Below are 16,449 nucleotides of genomic sequence, written 5' to 3' on the forward strand. Positions count from 1 at the left end.
AACGCCTTCGGACAGGAGAACGAACAATGAGGTTCATTCGAAGCATCGCCGCGGCTGGGATCGCGGTACTGGGGCTGAGCGTGTCCGCGTGCGGGTCCAGCACGAAGACGGCCGACCAGCAGGCGGCGGCCGGAGCGGGTGGCGGGCTGGTCGGTGTCACCATGCCGACCAAGTCCTCCGAGCGCTGGATCCACGACGGCGACAACATCAAGGCATCACTGGAAAAGCTCGGCTACCAGGTCGATCTGCAGTACGCCGAGAACGACATCCCCACCCAGGTCAACCAGATCGAGAACCAGCTCACCAAGGGTGCGAAGCTCCTGGTCGTCGCCTCGATCGACGGGACGGCGATCACCACCCAGCTGCAGGAGGCCGCCGACCGCAAGGTCCCGGTGATCGCCTACGACCGGCTCATCCGCAATTCTCCCCACGTCGACTACTACGCCACGTTCGACAACTTCAAGGTCGGCGTCGAGCAGGCGAACTCCCTGGTCAAGGGTCTCGGCGACGGGCAGGGCCCGTTCAACGTCGAGCTGTTCGGCGGCTCACCCGACGACAACAACGCGACGTTCTTCTTCAACGGCGCGATGTCGGTGCTCAAACCGTTGATCGACAGCGGGAAGCTGATCGTCAAAAGCGGACAGACGGACTTCGCCCGCACCGCGATCCTGCGCTGGGACCCGGCCACCGCGCAGCGGCGGATGGAGGACCTGCTCACCAAGACCTACACCGGCGGCGCCAAGGTCCACGGCGTGCTCTCGCCGTACGACGGGCTGTCGATCGGCATCCTGTCCGCGCTGAAGAGCAACGGCTACGGCACCGCCGGGCAGCCGTACCCGGTGGTCACCGGACAGGACGCGGAGGTCGCCTCGGTCAAGTCGATCATCGCCGGGGAGCAGTACTCGACGGTGTTCAAGGACACCCGCAAGCTCGCCGAGGTCACGGTGAAGATGGCCGACACCGTGCTCAAGGGGAACAAGCCGGAGGTCAACAACACCACCGACTACGACAACGGCAAGAAGGTCGTGCCGTCCCAGCTGCTGCAGCCGGTCACCGTGGACAGGAGCAACTACCAGAAGGAGCTGCTCGACTCCGGGTACTACACGCCGGGCCAGCTGAAATGACCGAGTTGCTCGGCATGCGCGGGATCACCAAGACCTTCCCCGGCGTCACCGCGCTCGCCGACGTCACGCTTTCCGTGCGCCGCGGGGAGATCCACGCGATCTGCGGCGAGAACGGCGCCGGGAAGTCGACTCTGATGAAGGTGCTCTCCGGCGTCCATCCACACGGGACATTCGACGGCGAGATCTCCTTCGACGGCGAGCGGTGCACGTTTTCGTCCATTCGCGACAGTGAGCGGCGCGGGATCGTCATCATCCACCAGGAACTCGCGCTCTGCGGCCAGCTGTCGATCGCCGAGAACATCTTCCTCGGCAACGAACAGGCCCGGCGCGGCTGGGTCGACTGGAATCGCACCAATCACGAGGCGGGCGAGCTGCTGCGCCGCGTCGGCCTCCACGAGAACCCGGTGACGCCGGTGCGTGATCTCGGCGTCGGCAAGCAGCAGCTCGTCGAGATCGCCAAGGCACTGTCCAAAGAGGTCAGACTACTCATCCTCGACGAGCCGACCGCCGCGCTCAACGACGACGATTCGGCGCATCTGCTCGGCCTGCTCCGCGAACTGCGTGACGACGGGGTGACCTGCGTGATCATCTCGCACAAACTGGGCGAGGTGACCGCGATCGCCGACACCGTCACGATCCTGCGGGACGGCCGCACCATCGAAACGCTCGGCGCGGCCGGGCTCAGCGAGGAACGCATCATCACCGGCATGGTCGGCCGCGACCTCGAACACCGCTTCCCGCCCCGGGAACCGGATATCGGCGACGAGGTGCTGCGCATCGAGGACTGGACCGTGCACAGCCCCACCCAGCCCGGCAGGGTCGTCGTCGACCACGCCAACCTGATGCTGCGGCGCGGCGAGATCGTCGGGCTCGCCGGGCTCATGGGCGCGGGCCGCACCGAACTGGCGATGAGCGTCTTCGGCCGCTCCTACGGCACGGACATCTCCGGGCGGCTGGTCAAGGACGGCCGGGAGATCACCGTGCGGTCCGTCGGCGACGCCATCCGGCACGGGATCGCCTACGCCACCGAGGACCGGAAACGCTACGGGCTCAACCTGATCGACGACATCCAGCGCAACACCGCCGCCGCGGGCCTGCGCAAGCTGGCCCGCCGCGGCTGGGTGAACGAACACGCCGAACACGACGTCGCCGCGAGGTTCCACCGCGACCTGCGGATCAAGGCACCGTCCGTGCGCAGTGTCACCGGCAAGCTGTCCGGCGGCAACCAGCAGAAGGTCGTGCTGGCCAAGTGGATCTTCACCGACCCGGACGTGCTCATCCTCGACGAGCCCACCCGCGGCATCGACGTCGGCGCGAAGTACGAGATCTACACGATCGTCAACGCGCTTGCCGCACAAGGGAAGGCGGTGCTCGTCATCTCTTCCGAACTCCCCGAACTGCTCGGCCTGTGCGACCGGATCCACACGCTGTCCGCCGGCCGGATCACCGGCGAGGTCGCCCGCGCCGACGCCACCCAGGAAATCCTCATGCGGTACATGACGAAGGAACGGCCATGACCACCACCGACACCCCGCGGACCACGGACTCCGCCGCTCCGGCCGCGCCGCGCAGTCCCCGGCGGATCTCGATCAACCTGCGGCAGAGCGGAATCTACGTCGCCTTCGCGCTCATCGTCGTGCTGTTCGAGGTGATCACCCGCGGCGCGCTGCTGGAACCGCAGAACATCTCCAACATCATCGTCCAGAACTCCTACGTGCTGATCCTGGCGATCGGGATGATCCTGGTGATCATCGCCGGGCACATCGACCTCTCCGCGGGCTCGGTGGTCGCGATGACCGGCGCGGTTTCGGCTGTGCTGACGGTGAATCTCGGCCTGCCCTGGCCGCTCGCCGTGCTCGTCACCCTGGTCGTCGGCGCGCTGATCGGCGCCTGGCAGGGCTACTGGGTCGCCTACTTCGGCATCCCCGCGTTCATCGTGACACTGGCCGGGATGCTCGCCTTCCGCGCGCTGACCCTGACCGTGCTCGGCAACCAGGGCATCGGCCCGTTCCCGGACGCGATCCGCACGTTGTCCAACGGGTTCACCGGCGGCTACCTCGGCAACATCGGGCTCGGCCCACTCGGCGGCGCCGACCTCGTCAGCCTGCTCGCGGGCGTGGCCGTGGTCGCCGGGATCGCGCTCACCCAGTGGCGCAAGCGGACCGCGCGGCTCGGGTACGGGCAGGAGGTCGACCCGCTGCCGATGTTCGTGCTCAAGATCGCCGCGGCCGCCGTCGTCGTGCTCGCGGTCGTGGTGCAGCTGGCGCGGTTCAAGAACCTGCCCTGGGTGCTGGTCCTGCTCGCCGTGCTCGTGCTGGGCTACTCGCTCGTGGCCGGGAAATCCGTGTTCGGCAGGCACATCTACGCCGTCGGCGGGAACCTGCAGGCCGCGACGCTGTCCGGGGTCAAGGTCAAGTCCGTGACCTTCTGGATCTTCGTCAACATGGGCGTGCTCGCCGCGCTCGCCGGGATCATCTTCGCCGGACGGCTCAACCAGGCGGGCCCGACCGCGGGCGTCAACTTCGAACTCGACGCCATCGCCGCCGCGTTCATCGGCGGCGCCGCGGTGCAGGGCGGCGTCGGCAAGGTCGTCGGTGCCATCACCGGCGGCCTGATCATGGCGGTCATCAACAACGGCATGTCCCTCATCGGCGCCCCCAGCGAACGCGTCATGCTCGTCAAGGGCGCAGTCCTGCTCGCCGCCGTCGCCTACGACATCTGGACCAAACGCCGTGCGGGGACGGCGTCCCGCCTGCTCGCCCGGTAGCCCGTGGCAACCCGGACAGCTCGCTCGCGCGTATATGCGGCATCGATTCCAGGCGCGCGACGAGGAGGAACGGGAAATGGCCAGGAGAACGGCGACGACGGCACTGACGACCATGGCGATCGTGTTCGGGGGTGCGCCGGTGGCGGCCGCGGCGAGCGCACCGGCCCTCGAGGTCTATCCCACGGAGGTGCGGCCGGGCAGGATTTTCGGCACCGGCATCCACGGCGGCTGTGACCGGTACTCGGCCGTTTCCTCACCCGGCTTCACCGCGCCGGTCGCCCTGGTCGCCGTCGGCGGCGACCGGAACAACCTGTGGGGCAACGGCACGGCCGTCTCCACGCCGGGTGTCTACACCGCGACCGCCACCTGCGACGGCAGGAAGCTGTCCACCCGGTTCACCGTCCTGCCGCACCAGCCTCCGGCGTGGGGCCTGTACCCGGCCGAGGTGCAGCCGGGCGGCGAGATCTCGGCCGGCTCGGACACCATCAACGGCTGCCCCGGTGGCGCGCTGGGCCCCGCGACCTCGCCGGGTTTCGCCGCCCCGCTGCGGTGGACCAGCGGCGGCAACTTCGGCCGGTTCAGCGGGAAGACCACGGTGATCAGCACGCCCGGCCGGTACCAGGCCACCCTGAGATGCGCGGGCACCCCGATCCCCGGCGTGCTCGAGTTCACCATCCTGGGCACCCCGCCCACCACGACGCCACCGGCCTCCCCTGCCACGACGACGCCCGGGAGCGGCTCGGGCCTGCCCGCCGGACGGACGCCGATCGTGAAGCCGAAGGGCGCGCCGCAGACCGGAGGTGGCGGCACCGCGGAATAACCGCCCGTTTCGGGCACGCCGCCGTGAGCGCGGCGTCGACGGGAGAGCACAGGGCGTTGCGGATCGGGCTGGACCGCTATACGGTTGGGCGGAACTAGAACAGGTTCCAGTTTTTGGGTTGCGGTCCGGACCGAGGAGCGGAAATGGTGAAAAGGGCGCCGCGCGGCGACGAAGCCGACTACGTGGTCGTCGGATCGGGCAGCTCGGGGGCTGCGATCGCGGGCAGGCTGGCGAAGTCGGGGGCCAGCGTCATAGTGCTCGAGGCGGGCAAGAGCGACGAGCAGCTGCTGGTCACGAAGCCGGGGATGGTCGCCCCGATGCACGCGGTGCCCCAGCTCAAGAAGATCGTGGACTGGGGCTACTACTCGGTCCCGCAGAAACACGTTCTAGATCGCCGGATGCCGGTGCCGCGCGGCAAGGTGATCGGCGGCTCCAGCTCGGTGAACGGCATGGTCTACGTCCGCGGCAACCGCGCGAACTTCGACTCCTGGGCCGCCGAGGGCAACACGGGCTGGGACGCCGACAGCGTGAACGCCGCGTACAAGCGGATGGAGGACTTCGAGGACGGCGAGAACGCCTTCCGGGGCGCGGGCGGGCCGATCCGGATCACCCGCAACAAGATCCCGCAGGAAGGCACGCTCCAGTTCCTCGACGCCACCGCCGACGCCGTCGGCTGCGACATCCTCGACGACTACAACGCCGAGTCGCAGGAAGGCGTCAGCCGGATGCAGCAGAACGCCGCGGACGGCCTGCGCTACAGCGCCTCGCGCGGCTACCTCCGCGACCTCGCACCCGCGACGCTCGACGTGCAGTCCCGCGTGCTGGCGAAGAAGGTCGTCATCGAGAACGGCCGCGCCGTCGGCGTCGAGGTGGTCGACGCGAACGGCAGGCAGCGCACGGTCCGCGCGGGCAAGGAGGTCATCCTCTCCGCCGGGTTCGTCGGCTCGCCGCAGCTGCTCATGCTCTCCGGGATCGGCCACGCCGAGCACCTGAAAGAACACGGCATCGACGTGCTCGCCGACCTTCCCGTCGGCGACAACCTGCACGACCACATGTTCCACGCCCTGACGTTCCGGGTCTCCTCCTGCAAGAACAAGGGCACGGCGCCGTACTTCGCGCGCGGCCTGGCCCGTGAGCTGCTCCGGCCCGGCAGCACCTTCCTGGCGAACTCGGTCTTCGAGGCGCTGGCGTTCCTCAAGACTTCCCAGGCCGAGACGGTCCCGAACCTGCAGCTGCACCTGCTGCCGTGGGCGTACGTGTCGCCCAACCAGGACGCGCCGATCCGGCACGCCGTCGACAAGCGGCCCGCGCTCACCGTGCTGACGACGCTGATCTACCCGAAGAGCCGGGGCACGCTGCGGCTCGCCTCGGCCGATCCCACGGCGTCCCCGCTCATCGACTTCCAGTACCTCGCCGACCCTGCCGATCTCGACGTCCTCGCCGAGGGCTCGGAAATGGTGCGGGAGATCTTCGCGTCGAAGGCGTTCAAGGGCGCGATCAAGGAGGAGCTCCACCCGGGCACGCAGCTGCGCGGCCAGGCACTGCGCGACGCGATCCTGAACCGCGCGACGTCGGTCTACCACGGCGTCGGCACCTGCCGGATGGGCGTCGACGAGCTCGCCGTCGTCGGCCCCGACCTCAAGGTGCGCGGTGTCGACGGGCTGCGGGTCTGCGACGCCTCGATCATGCCGTCGATCACCGGCGGCAACACCAACGCGCCCGCCATCATGATCGGCGAGATGGGCGCGCAGCTCGTCCTCGCCGGAAAGTGAGCGGATCATGACCCTCACCCCGCTCGGGCTCACCCGGCCGGCGTCGGTGACCGACGCCTTCCTGCGGCAGCTCGTCGCCAGGGTCCCGGGTTCGTCCGGGCCGCCCTGGAAACTCACCGAGGTCTACACCGGCGAGACGCTCGTCGAGCTGCCGCAGTCGGCGCCCGCCGACATCGAGCAGGCGTTCGCGGCCGCGCGCGAGGCCCAGCGGAAATGGGCCGCCACCCCGCTCAAACAGCGGCTGGCCGTGTTCGATCGAGCGCATGCGCTCTTCGTCGGCAACGCGCGGATCGTCGCCGACCTCATCCAGGTCGAAAGCGGCAAGAACCGGCGAATGGCGATCGAGGAGTCCTGCGATCCGCCGATGGTGATGAGCCACTACCTCCGGCGGGCCCCGAAACTGCTGGCACCGGTCCGGCGCGGCGGGCCGGTACCGCTGCTGACGACGTCCACCGAGATCCGGCTGCCCAAGGGCGTGGCCGGCATCATCGCGCCGTGGAACTTCCCGTTCGCCACCGGCATTTCCGACGCCATCCCGGCTTTGATGGCAGGCAACGCGGTCGTGTTGAAACCGGACAACAAGACAGCGCTTTCGCCGCTGTACGGCATCCAGCTGCTCGAAGAGGCCGGGCTGCCGAAGGGCCTGTTCCAGGTGGTGTGCGGTGAGGGCCCCGACGTCGGTCCGACGCTCATCGACAACGCCGACTACGTGATGTTCACCGGCTCCACCGCCACCGGCAAGGTGATCGGCGAGCGGGCGGGCCGGAATCTCATCGGCTGCTGCCTCGAACTCGGCGGCAAGAACCCGATGATCGTGCTCCCCGACGCCGACATCGGCCAGGCCGCCCAGGGCGCGGTCTTCGGCGCGTTCGGCAACACCGGCCAGATCTGCATGCACATCGAGCGGATCTACCTCCCGGAGTCCCGCTACGACGAGTTCAAGAAGGCGTTCGTGGCCAAGGCCGAAGCGCTCGACGTCCGCGCCGCCTACGACTTCGGCCCCGAGATGGGCTCGCTGGTCTCCGTCGACCACATGCGCCGCGTCCAGTCGCATGTGGACGACGCGGTGGCCAAGGGCGCGACCGTCCTCTGTGGCGGCAAGCCCCGTCCCGACCTCGGTCCGGCGTTCTTCGAGCCGACGATCCTCGAAGGCGTCACGAAGGACATGCTCTGCGGCGTCACCGAAACCTTCGGACCCGTTGTCGCGCTGCACAAATACCGTACGGTCGACGAAGCCGTCGCGCTCGCCAACGATACCGACTACGGCCTCAACGCCTCGGTCTGGGGCAGGGACATCGGCGCTGCGCGCGCCGTGGCCGCGCGGCTCGAAACCGGCAACGTCAACATCAACGACATTCTCGCCACCGCGTACGCCGCGAAGGGGACGCCGTCGGGCGGGGTCAAGAGTTCCGGCGTCGGCGCCCGCCACGGCGACCAGGGCCTGCTCAAGTACACCGACGTGCAGAACATGGCGGTGCTCAAGAAACAGGTCATGAGCCCCCGGCCCGGCCAGAGCTACGAAAAGTACGTCGAGGGCATGCTCTCGGGGCTGAAGTTCATGCGGAAGCTGCGCATCCGCTAGCCGTCCCGGCGAGGCGAGCGCACGCGAGGCAGGATGTCTCCATGAGCGAGCCTTCCTTCACCCTCGTGCAGCTGCGTTACTTCGAGGCGGCGGCCCGGCATCTGAGCATGACCGCCGCCTCGAAGGAGCTCATGGTGTCGCAGTCGGCCGTGTCGACCGCGATCGCGCAGCTGGAGAAGGAAATGGGCGTGCAGTTCCTGCTGCGCCACCACGCCCGCGGGCTCAGCCTGACCACGGCGGGCGAGGCGTTCTACAAGCGGGTGCTGGACTTCCTCGCGCACGGCGCCGAGCTGGTCGAGACCGCCCGGCAGTCCGGCACCGAGCTGGTCGGGACGCTGACCGTCGGCTGCTTCGCCACGCTCGCACCGTTCCGGCTGCCCGGCCTGCTGGCCGAGTTCGAGGCCCGGCACCCCCGGGTCCACGTGTCGCTGCGCGAAGGCGAACACAACGCCCTCACCTCGGCTCTGCGCTCGGGCGAGACCGAGCTCGCCCTGCTGTACGGCTACGACCTTGGCGACGACATCGACCGCGAGGTCGTGGGCACGGCGCCCCCGTACGCCCTCGTCGCCGAGGATCACCGGCTCGCGCGGCGGAAGAGCCGCAAGGTGTCGCTCCAGGACCTGGCCGACGAGCCCATGGTGCTGCTCGATCTGCCGCACAGCCGCGAGTATCTGCAGTCGGTCCTCAGCGACGCGGGGGTGGAGCCGCGGGTCCGCCACCGCACCACCGGCTACGAGACCGTGCGCGCGCTCGTCGCCTACGGCCACGGCTTCGCGCTCCTCAATCAGCGCCCGCCCGCCGAAACGACCTACTCGGGCGCGCGAGCCGTACCGCTCACGCTGACCGACGACGTCCCGGCGCTGGACATCGTCGTCGCCTCGATGCGCGGAGTCCGCCTCACCCGGCGGGCGCAGGAGTTCCGGGAGCTGTGCCGCACCCGCTACGCGAACTGAAGTCAGGCCTGGCTCAGATACCCGCGCTGCGTCGCGATGTGGTCGGCGACGAACTTGGCGTCGTGCCACACACCCCAGATGAAGCTCGAGCCGCGACGCGCCAGCCAGGGCAATCCCAGGAAGTACACGCCCGGTTCCGACGACACGCCGCGACGGTGTCGTGGCTTGCCGTTCTCGTCGAACGCGTCGACGCGCAACCAGCCGTAGTCCGTGGCGAACCCGGTCGCCCAGACGATCGAGCGGACCCCGGCGGCGGCGAGATCGAGTTCGAGGATCGGGTCGGTCACGCACGCGGGGTCCGGCCCCAGCTCGCGCGCGGCCGGTTCTTCCGGGAAGTCCAGTCCGTTGCGCGCGACGTAGGCGTCGGCCTCGTCGAGCAGCGCGAGATAGTTCGCGTCTCCCCTGGCGATGTTCGCCCCGAGGTCCGGCGCGAACCGCAGGACGCCGTTGTCGTACGAACGGGTCAGGCCAACCAGATCGATGCCGAGCCCGGCCAGCGCCCGGAAGTCCACGGTGTGCCCGCCGCGGGCGCCGCTGACGGCGATGGTGACGTGCTCCGCGCCCGACGGCGGGGTTTCGGCGTCCCATTTGCCGAGGACGCCGAGCCACCAGCAGAAGTCGCGGTCGCGATACCGGCGCGGCGGCCGGTCGTGCGGGCCGACGGAGAGGTACACCTGCCGCCCCGACCGGCGGAGTTCCTCGGCGATCTGCACCCCGGACGAACCCGCGCCGACCACCAGCACCGCTCCCTCGGGCAGCTGCTCCGGGTTCCGGTAGCCGCTGGAGTGGAGCTGCAGGAGGTCGGCGCCGTCCGGCACGATCGGCGGAATCACCGGCCGCTGGAACGGTCCGGTCGCCGCGACGACGAAGCGGGCGTCGATCGTCCCGTCCGAGGTCTCCACGCGAAAACCGGGCCGCCCCTCGTGCCGCCGGACGGACGTCACCTCGACCCCGGGGCGGACCGGTGCGGCGATCTTCTCCGCGTACGCCTCGAAATAGTCCGCCACCTGATCCTTCGAAGCGAAGGCGTCAGGTGCCAGCCCGGCGAACTCCATGCCGGGGAAGCGGTCGTGCCAGGCCGGACCGTTCGCGACCAGCGAGTCCCACCGCTCCGAACGCCAGCGCTCCGCGATCCGGTGCCGTTCCACGACCAGATGCGGCACGCCGCTGTCACTCAGGTGCTCGCTCATCGCCAGACCGGCCTGGCCCCCGCCCACGACGAGAACCTCCACCTCTTGGCTCGACATCCCAGACCTCCACTCCGGACCGGCGGGGTGAACCCGTCCCGGTGCGTCTCCACGCTTTCGTACGTCTCACCGGATCCTGACCGCCCCCACTTCCCGTGTCCAACAGATGTTTCCGGCACACAAGATCTGTTCAGCCGATGCAGGATTGCATCGGAAATTCCGATTCATTGGTACTGAAAGATCTACTGGACAGAACGCAGGTGCCGAGTTCAGGCTGAGGCGACGTCCGACCACCGCCCCAGGGAAGGCCACGCAGTGACTGTCCACCGTCGCATCCGCCCGTTCAACACCCGCGACACCTACCCCGAGCAGAGCCTCGACAACGACCTCTGCCAGGCCGTCGTCGCCAACGGCACGGTCTACGTGCGCGGCCAGATCGGGCAGGATCTCGACACCAGCGAGTCCGTCGGGATCGGCGACGCCGCCGCACAGGCCGAGCAGGCCATGGCCAACATCGCCATGCTGCTGGACGAGGCGGGCAGCCGGATGGAGCACCTGGTCAAGCTCACCATCTACCTGATCGACCCGCGCTACCGCGAGGCCGTGTACCGCGTCGTCGGGCGGTGGACCAAGGGCGTGCACCCGATCTCGACCGGCGTCGTGGTGTCCGCCCTCGCACGGCCGGAGTGGCTGTGCGAGATCGACGCCATCGCCGTGATCCCGGAGGAGGAGAAGTGACCTTTTCGATCGTGGCCCGCGACATCTCCGGGGACACCGTGCGGTTCGGTGTCGCGGCCAGTTCGTCGAGCCCCGCCGTCGTCGCCCGCGTCGCACACCTGCGTCCCGGCGTCGGCGCGGCGGCCTCGCAGAACATCACGGACCCGCGGCTCGGCGTCCGGCTGCTGGACCGGCTCGCCTGCCACGGCGATCCCGAGCGCGCCCTCGCCGACGTCACCACCGCGGACGACATCGAGTACCGGCAGCTCACCGTGCTCGGCCGCACCGGCCCCGGCTTCGCCTACAGCGGATCCCGGACTTTGGGCACCCACGCCTTGGCGGCCGCCGACGGCGTCGTGGCGGCGGGCAACATGCTGGCGGGCAAGCACATCCCGCAGTCCATTGTGGACGCGTTCACCGCCGCCACCGGCGAACTGGAGCAGAGGCTCGTGACCGCGCTGCGGGCCGGTCTCACCGCCGGCGGCGAAGAGGGCCCCGTCCGTTCCGCCGGTGTCGTCGTGGTGTCCGATGTGGACTGGCGGGTCACGGATCTCCGGGTGGACTGGGCGGACGACCCCATCGACCGGCTCGCCGAGCTGCTCGACGTGTGGCTCCCCCAGCGCGACGACTACGTCACCCGCGGCCTCGACCCCGCCACCGCGCCCTCCTACGGCGTGCCGGGAGACGACCGATGACAACACTGACAACACTGTCGACGCTCAAGAACGCCACCCGCGCCGAGATCGACCGGCACGCCGACGCGCTGATCCGCCTGTCGGAACGGCTGCACGCCGACCCCGAGACGGCGTGGGAGGAACACCGCGCCGCCGCGGCGGTGCCGGAGCTGCTCGACCGCGCCGGGTTCGCCGTCACGGCGAAGTATCTCGGCCTCGACACGGCGTTCCACGCGAGCTTCGGCCATGGCCCGACGCGGATCGCGCTGTGCGCCGAGTACGACGCGCTGCCCGGCCTCGGCCACGCCTGCGGGCACAACCTGATCGCGGCCAGTTCGGTCGGCGCCGCACTGGGACTGGCCGCGGTGGCCGACGACGCCGGGCTGACCGTCGAGGTCTACGGAACCCCGGCCGAGGAGGGCGGCGGCGGGAAGATCGAGCTGCTCGACCGCGGCGCGTTCGCCGGCGTGGACCTCGCGATGATGGTGCACCCGGCGCCGGTCGACGTCGCCGAGGCCCGGCCGTTCGCCGTCAGCCACTCGAAGATCTCCTACACCGGCAAGTCCGCGCACGCCGCCGCCTACCCCGAGGCCGGAATCAACGCCGCCGACGCGTTCACCGTCGCCCAGGTCGCGATCGGCCTGCTCCGCCAGCAGCTCCCGGCGTCGGCACGCGTGCACGGCGTCGTGACACACGCCGGTGACGCGCCGAACGCGATCCCCGAGCACACCGAGGGCCGCTGGTACGTCCGGGCCGAGACACTCGCGGAACTGTCCGAAGTGGAGCCCCGCGTACTGCGCGCCTTCGAGGCGGGCGCGGTGGCCACCGGCTGCGAGCTGGCCGTGGAGCCGGAAAGCAAGCCGTACGCCGAATTCCGCGCGGACGAGGCGGCGTTGGCGGCCTACCGCGGCAACGCGCTCGAACTCGGCCGCGAGTTCGCCCCGGACGGCACCGCGTCCCGCATGAACCGCGCCTCCACCGACATGGGCAACGTCTCGCAGGTCGTGCCCGCCATCCACCCCTACATCGGCATCGGGTCCCTGCCCGCGATCAACCACCAGCGCGAGTTCGCCGCCCACTGCGTCGGCGGCACCGCGCAGCGAGCCCTGCTCGACGGCGCGATCGCACTGGCGTGGACCGGAGTGGACCGGGCCGTGACGCCCTGACCCGCTCCCGCACGTCCCGTCCTGTAACCACTTCTTCCGGGAAGGACAACGATGTCCCACACCCCGACGCGGACCGAGCACGACATGCTCGGCGAAATCGGCGTGCCCGCGGACGCCTACTACGGCGCCCACACCGCCCGCGCGCTCATCAACTTCCCAATCACGCGGGAAATCCTCGCCGACCGGCCGCACCTGGTCGTGGCACTGGCGACGGTCAAACAGGCCGCGGCCATCGCCAACGCGGACGTCGGTGCTCTCGACCGCGGCAAAGCCGACGCCATCGCGAAGGCCTGCACCGAAATCAGGAACGGCCTGCTGCACGACCAGTTCGTCGTCGACCTCATCCAGGGCGGCGCCGGCACCTCGACGAACATGAACGCCAACGAGGTCATCGCCAACCGCGCCCTGGAGCTGCTCGGCCACGAGCGCGGAGACCACGCCGCGCTCCACCCGCTCGATGACGTCAACCTCGGCCAGAGCACCAACGACGTCTACCCCACCGCGGTCAAGCTCGCGCTCGACAGCCACCTCGCCGAGCTGCTGGCCGCGCTCGCCGGACTCCGGAAAGCGTTTTCCGCCAAGGCGTCCGAGTTCGGCGACATCCTCAAGATGGGTCGCACCCAGCTGCAGGACGCCGTCCCGATGACCCTCGGCCAGGAGTTCGGCGCGTTCGCCGCCACCCTCGGCGAGGACGAGCAGCGCCTCGCCGAGGCCCGACTGCTGCTGCACGAGCTCAACCTCGGCGGCACGGCGATCGGCACCGGCCTCAACGCCCGCCCCGGTTACCGCGAGCTGGCCGTGGCGCGGCTGCGCGGGCTGACCGGCATCCCGACACTCGTCTCCGCCCCCGACCTCATCGAGGCCACCCAGGACGTCGGCGTGTTCGTCCAGCTTTCCGGTGTGCTCAAGCGGGTCGCGGTCAAGCTCTCGAAGATCTGCAACGATCTGCGGCTGCTCTCGTCGGGCCCGCAGGCCGGGCTCGGCGAGATCACCCTGCCCGCGCGGCAGGCGGGGTCCTCGATCATGCCCGGCAAGGTCAACCCCGTCATCCCCGAGGTCGTCAACCAGATCGCCTTCGAGATCATCGGCAACGACGTCACGATCACCCTCGCCGCGGAAGGCGGGCAACTGCAGCTCAACGCCTTCGAGCCGATCATCGCCCGTGCCCTCACCGCGGGCCTCGACCACCTCACCGCCGGGATCGGGGTGCTCACCGAGCACTGCGTCCGCGGGATCACCGCCCGCCGCGAGCACCTGGCGGGCATCGTCGCCGGCTCCACCGGCCTGGTGACCGCGCTGAGTCCCGCGCTCGGCTACGAGGCCGCGTCGACCGTCGCGCTGGAGGCGCACCGCACCGGCCGTCCCGCGCTGGACCTGGTGCGGGAGCGACGGCTGCTGACCGACGAGCAGCTCGGCGCGCTGACCACGCCCCAGGCGCTCACCGGCGGACCACTCGCCTGACCGTCCCCTAGCGTCTTCACCAGATCCGGTCCAAGGAGGCCACCGATGACCGCACGGGAAGCCGTTCCCGCCAGGGAACTCACCGAAACGATCGCCGACCCCGCGACGCTGCGCCGGAGTGTGGCCGCGGGCGCGGTCGGCGTCTTCGTGCACTGGTTCGACTGGGCCGCCTACGCCTACCTCGCGAGCACCATCGCCTCGGTCTTCTTCCCCGCGGGCGACGCCACCGCCGGCCTCCTCGCCGTGTTCGGGGTCTTCGCGGTGTCGTTCGGGATCCGGCCCCTCGGCGCACTGGTGTTCGGACCACTCGGCGACCGGATCGGCCGCAAGCGCACCCTGTCGATCGTCATCTTCGCGATGACCGGCGCCACCCTCGTCATCGGCCTGCTCCCCGGCTACTCGACGATCGGGATCGCGGCACCGCTGCTGCTGGTCTTCCTCCGGCTGCTGCAGGGCTTCGCCGCGGGCGGCGAGTTCGGCAGCGCCGCGAGCTTCCTCGCCGAGTACGCGCCGCGCCGCCGTCGCGGGTTCGGTGTCAGCTGGCTCGAAGTCGGTTCCCTGCTCGGGTTCCTCGCCGGGTCGTTCGTGTTCCTCCTGCTGTCGGTCGGTCTCTCGGACGCGCAGCTCGCCTCGTGGGGCTGGCGTGTCCCGTTCCTCATCGCCGCCCCGCTCGGCATCATCGGCTTCGTCATCCGCAACAAGATCGAGGACACGCCAGAGTACCGCACGCTCGAAGCGACCGACAACGTGCCGCGCAGCCCGGTGCGGGAACTGTTCCGCAACAACAAGAAACAGCTGCTCCAGGCCGCCGGGCTGATGACGATGATGCACGTCCCGTTCTACGCCGTGCTCACCTATCTGGTCACCTACGAGACCGACTACCTCGGCCACTCCTCCGGCAACGCCGCGCTGCTGTCCACGGTCATCTCGCTCGTCGGGCTGGTCCTCGTCCCGGCGTTCGGCCGCCTGTCCGACCGCGTCGGCAGGCGGCCGGTCCTGCTCGGCGCGGGCATCGCGTTGTTCGTCCTCGCGACCCCGGCCTATCTGCTGATGCGGACCGGCCTCACCGGAACGTGGATCGGCGGGCTCGCACTCGGCATCGTGCTCTCCGCGATCCTCGGCACGTACGCGGTGTGGTCCGCCGAGATCTTCCCGACCCGCACCCGCCAGGGCGGCCTGTCCATCGCCTACAACGTCACCGCCGCCCTCTTCGCCGGAACCGTGCCGTACCTGATGACCGTGCTGATCTCCGCCACCGGCAGCACCCTCGTCCCCGGCCCGTACCTCATGGCCGCCGCCGTGATCGGGCTGATCGCCGCCTTCTCCCTGCGGGAAACCGCCGGGAATCCGTTGCTACAGGCCGAAGATCTCGCCGAGGAGCGCCCCGAATCCTGAACCCCGATGCCAGGAACTCGCGCGGTGGCACCCGAGACCCCGGAACCGTCCATTAAGGACGCACCGTTGGTCGGCTTGTCCGATCTACGATCCTTTGCCGGTCTCACCAACCCAAGCCGCCCACCGGGTTCCTGGCATTGAACCTAGACCCCGTCGTCTCCGAGTTAACCCACTTAACAGAACGTTTACCTGCCTTCGCCCGGTTTTTCGTCCCTTTATCGGAAACTTGTCCCGACACGAGTGACCCTCACCACAACGTTTGTTAGGTAAGGCTCTCCTTAGCTTATGGTTCCGCGATCGTTCGAGGAGCCGGCCGAGAGGAGAGTTAACCTTTGGACCGCATGAGGAGTGAGCTCAGTACGCGATTCGCGCCCAGCGTGCAGTCGGTTTTCCGGGTCGTGGTGGGATTTCTGTTCGCCTGCCACGGAGCCGCGTCCCTGTTCGGGGTGCTCGGTGGCGCGATGGGCACGCACGGCGGCACGGTGCCGGCGGGTGCGTGGCCGGGCTGGTGGGCGGCCGTCATCCAGCTTGTCGGCGGAACGTTGGTGGCGCTCGGGCTGTGCACCCGGGTTTCGGCCCTGGTGTGCGCCGGGTCGATGGCCTACGCCTATTTCACCGTGCACCAGGCGAAAGCTCTCCTGCCCATTCAGAACAGCGGTGAACCGTCCGCCCTCTACGCGTGGGCGTTCCTGGCCATCGCGGCGCTCGGACCGGGCCCGTGGGCCGTCGGAAACGCTTTGCGCCGCCTGCGAAACCGGCCGCCCGCGCCGACCGCCGGCACAGCGGGCGCGCAAGCCTGAACCGCGGCCCGGCCTGCCTCGTCCGCAGGGC

Annotated in this window: 14 protein-coding genes; 13 read left to right on the plus strand and 1 reads right to left on the minus strand. The window is 69.6% G+C overall.

Annotated elements, in window-relative coordinates; all coding sequences use genetic code 11:
* The first annotated feature begins 26 nt into the window (after window positions 1–26).
* The 7 genes from chvE to ACFW0G_RS26830 all read left to right on the plus strand — a co-directional run bounded on the left by chvE (window position 27) and on the right by ACFW0G_RS26830 (window position 9,018).
* Entirely contained in the window at window positions 27–1,124 is a 1,098-nt protein-coding gene (chvE, locus tag ACFW0G_RS26800) for a multiple monosaccharide ABC transporter substrate-binding protein (RefSeq protein ID WP_378328156.1), read from the plus strand.
* Window positions 1,121–2,641 (plus strand): multiple monosaccharide ABC transporter ATP-binding protein, encoded by a 1,521-nt coding sequence (gene mmsA, locus ACFW0G_RS26805; RefSeq protein WP_378328157.1) that lies wholly within the window; start codon window positions 1,121–1,123, stop codon window positions 2,639–2,641. The genes chvE and mmsA overlap by 4 nt, the downstream gene beginning before the upstream one ends.
* Window positions 2,638–3,891 (plus strand): multiple monosaccharide ABC transporter permease, encoded by a 1,254-nt coding sequence (gene mmsB, locus ACFW0G_RS26810; protein ID WP_378328158.1) that lies wholly within the window; start codon window positions 2,638–2,640, stop codon window positions 3,889–3,891. The genes mmsA and mmsB overlap by 4 nt, the downstream gene beginning before the upstream one ends.
* Before the next feature lie 76 nt (window positions 3,892–3,967).
* Complete coding sequence (locus ACFW0G_RS26815) at window positions 3,968–4,711, plus strand: hypothetical protein (protein ID WP_378328159.1); 744 nt, start codon at window positions 3,968–3,970, stop codon at window positions 4,709–4,711.
* Window positions 4,712–4,854: 143 nt separating this feature from the next.
* Complete coding sequence (locus ACFW0G_RS26820; RefSeq protein WP_378328160.1) at window positions 4,855–6,483, plus strand: GMC family oxidoreductase; 1,629 nt, start codon at window positions 4,855–4,857, stop codon at window positions 6,481–6,483.
* A gap of 7 nt (window positions 6,484–6,490) precedes the next feature.
* Window positions 6,491–8,065, plus strand: a complete 1,575-nt coding sequence (locus ACFW0G_RS26825; protein WP_378328161.1) for a succinic semialdehyde dehydrogenase — start codon at window positions 6,491–6,493, stop codon at window positions 8,063–8,065.
* Window positions 8,066–8,106: 41 nt separating this feature from the next.
* The gene (locus ACFW0G_RS26830) at window positions 8,107–9,018 is read left to right on the plus strand and encodes a LysR substrate-binding domain-containing protein (protein ID WP_378328162.1); all 912 of its coding nucleotides are present in this window, start codon (window positions 8,107–8,109) and stop codon (window positions 9,016–9,018) included.
* Window positions 9,019–9,020: 2 nt separating this feature from the next.
* Here ACFW0G_RS26830 and ACFW0G_RS26835 read toward each other — a convergent pair whose 3' ends face one another.
* The gene (locus ACFW0G_RS26835) at window positions 9,021–10,265 is read right to left on the minus strand and encodes a flavin-containing monooxygenase (RefSeq protein WP_378328163.1); all 1,245 of its coding nucleotides are present in this window, start codon (window positions 10,263–10,265) and stop codon (window positions 9,021–9,023) included.
* 255 nt (window positions 10,266–10,520) lie between these two features.
* Here ACFW0G_RS26835 and ACFW0G_RS26840 point away from each other — a divergent pair, with 255 nt between their 5' ends.
* The 6 genes from ACFW0G_RS26840 (at window position 10,521) to ACFW0G_RS26865 (ending at window position 16,418) form a co-directional block, all read left to right on the plus strand.
* Complete coding sequence (locus ACFW0G_RS26840; protein WP_378328164.1) at window positions 10,521–10,943, plus strand: RidA family protein; 423 nt, start codon at window positions 10,521–10,523, stop codon at window positions 10,941–10,943.
* Window positions 10,940–11,617 carry a DUF1028 domain-containing protein gene (locus tag ACFW0G_RS26845; protein WP_378328165.1) on the plus strand — a complete coding sequence of 226 codons (678 nt, stop codon included), beginning with the start codon at window positions 10,940–10,942 and terminating at the stop codon, window positions 11,615–11,617. Before ACFW0G_RS26840 ends, ACFW0G_RS26845 begins: the two co-directional genes overlap by 4 nt.
* Window positions 11,614–12,762, plus strand: a complete 1,149-nt coding sequence (locus ACFW0G_RS26850) for a M20 family metallopeptidase (protein WP_378328166.1) — start codon at window positions 11,614–11,616, stop codon at window positions 12,760–12,762. The genes ACFW0G_RS26845 and ACFW0G_RS26850 overlap by 4 nt, the downstream gene beginning before the upstream one ends.
* 51 nt (window positions 12,763–12,813) lie before the next feature.
* A complete protein-coding gene (locus ACFW0G_RS26855) occupies window positions 12,814–14,223 on the plus strand; it encodes an aspartate ammonia-lyase (protein WP_378328167.1) in 1,410 nt (469 codons plus the stop codon).
* Window positions 14,224–14,268: 45 nt separating this feature from the next.
* Window positions 14,269–15,618 (plus strand): MFS transporter, encoded by a 1,350-nt coding sequence (locus tag ACFW0G_RS26860; RefSeq protein WP_378328168.1) that lies wholly within the window; start codon window positions 14,269–14,271, stop codon window positions 15,616–15,618.
* A 341-nt stretch (window positions 15,619–15,959) separates the two neighbouring features.
* The gene (locus ACFW0G_RS26865) at window positions 15,960–16,418 is read left to right on the plus strand and encodes a DoxX family protein (RefSeq protein ID WP_378328169.1); all 459 of its coding nucleotides are present in this window, start codon (window positions 15,960–15,962) and stop codon (window positions 16,416–16,418) included.
* The last annotated feature ends 31 nt before the right edge of the window (window positions 16,419–16,449 follow it).

This window comes from Amycolatopsis sp. NPDC058986, assembly GCF_042741125.1.
Lineage (GTDB): Bacteria > Actinomycetota > Actinomycetes > Mycobacteriales > Pseudonocardiaceae > Amycolatopsis.

What these genes read in the sequence shown, in the direction of transcription:
- ACFW0G_RS26820 (WP_378328160.1), top strand. Translation starts at nt 4,855, where the DNA reads ATGGTGAAAAGGGCGCCGCGCGGCGACGAAGCCGACTACGTGGTCGTC.
- ACFW0G_RS26815 (WP_378328159.1), top strand. Translation starts at nt 3,968, where the DNA reads ATGGCCAGGAGAACGGCGACGACGGCACTGACGACCATGGCGATCGTG.
- chvE (WP_378328156.1), top strand. Translation starts at nt 27, where the DNA reads ATGAGGTTCATTCGAAGCATCGCCGCGGCTGGGATCGCGGTACTGGGG.
- mmsA (WP_378328157.1), top strand. Translation starts at nt 1,121, where the DNA reads ATGACCGAGTTGCTCGGCATGCGCGGGATCACCAAGACCTTCCCCGGC.
- ACFW0G_RS26835 (WP_378328163.1), bottom strand. Translation starts at nt 10,265, where the DNA reads ATGTCGAGCCAAGAGGTGGAGGTTCTCGTCGTGGGCGGGGGCCAGGCC.
- ACFW0G_RS26850 (WP_378328166.1), top strand. Translation starts at nt 11,614, where the DNA reads ATGACAACACTGACAACACTGTCGACGCTCAAGAACGCCACCCGCGCC.
- ACFW0G_RS26865 (WP_378328169.1), top strand. Translation starts at nt 15,960, where the DNA reads ATGAGGAGTGAGCTCAGTACGCGATTCGCGCCCAGCGTGCAGTCGGTT.
- mmsB (WP_378328158.1), top strand. Translation starts at nt 2,638, where the DNA reads ATGACCACCACCGACACCCCGCGGACCACGGACTCCGCCGCTCCGGCC.
- ACFW0G_RS26855 (WP_378328167.1), top strand. Translation starts at nt 12,814, where the DNA reads ATGTCCCACACCCCGACGCGGACCGAGCACGACATGCTCGGCGAAATC.
- ACFW0G_RS26860 (WP_378328168.1), top strand. Translation starts at nt 14,269, where the DNA reads ATGACCGCACGGGAAGCCGTTCCCGCCAGGGAACTCACCGAAACGATC.
- ACFW0G_RS26825 (WP_378328161.1), top strand. Translation starts at nt 6,491, where the DNA reads ATGACCCTCACCCCGCTCGGGCTCACCCGGCCGGCGTCGGTGACCGAC.
- ACFW0G_RS26830 (WP_378328162.1), top strand. Translation starts at nt 8,107, where the DNA reads ATGAGCGAGCCTTCCTTCACCCTCGTGCAGCTGCGTTACTTCGAGGCG.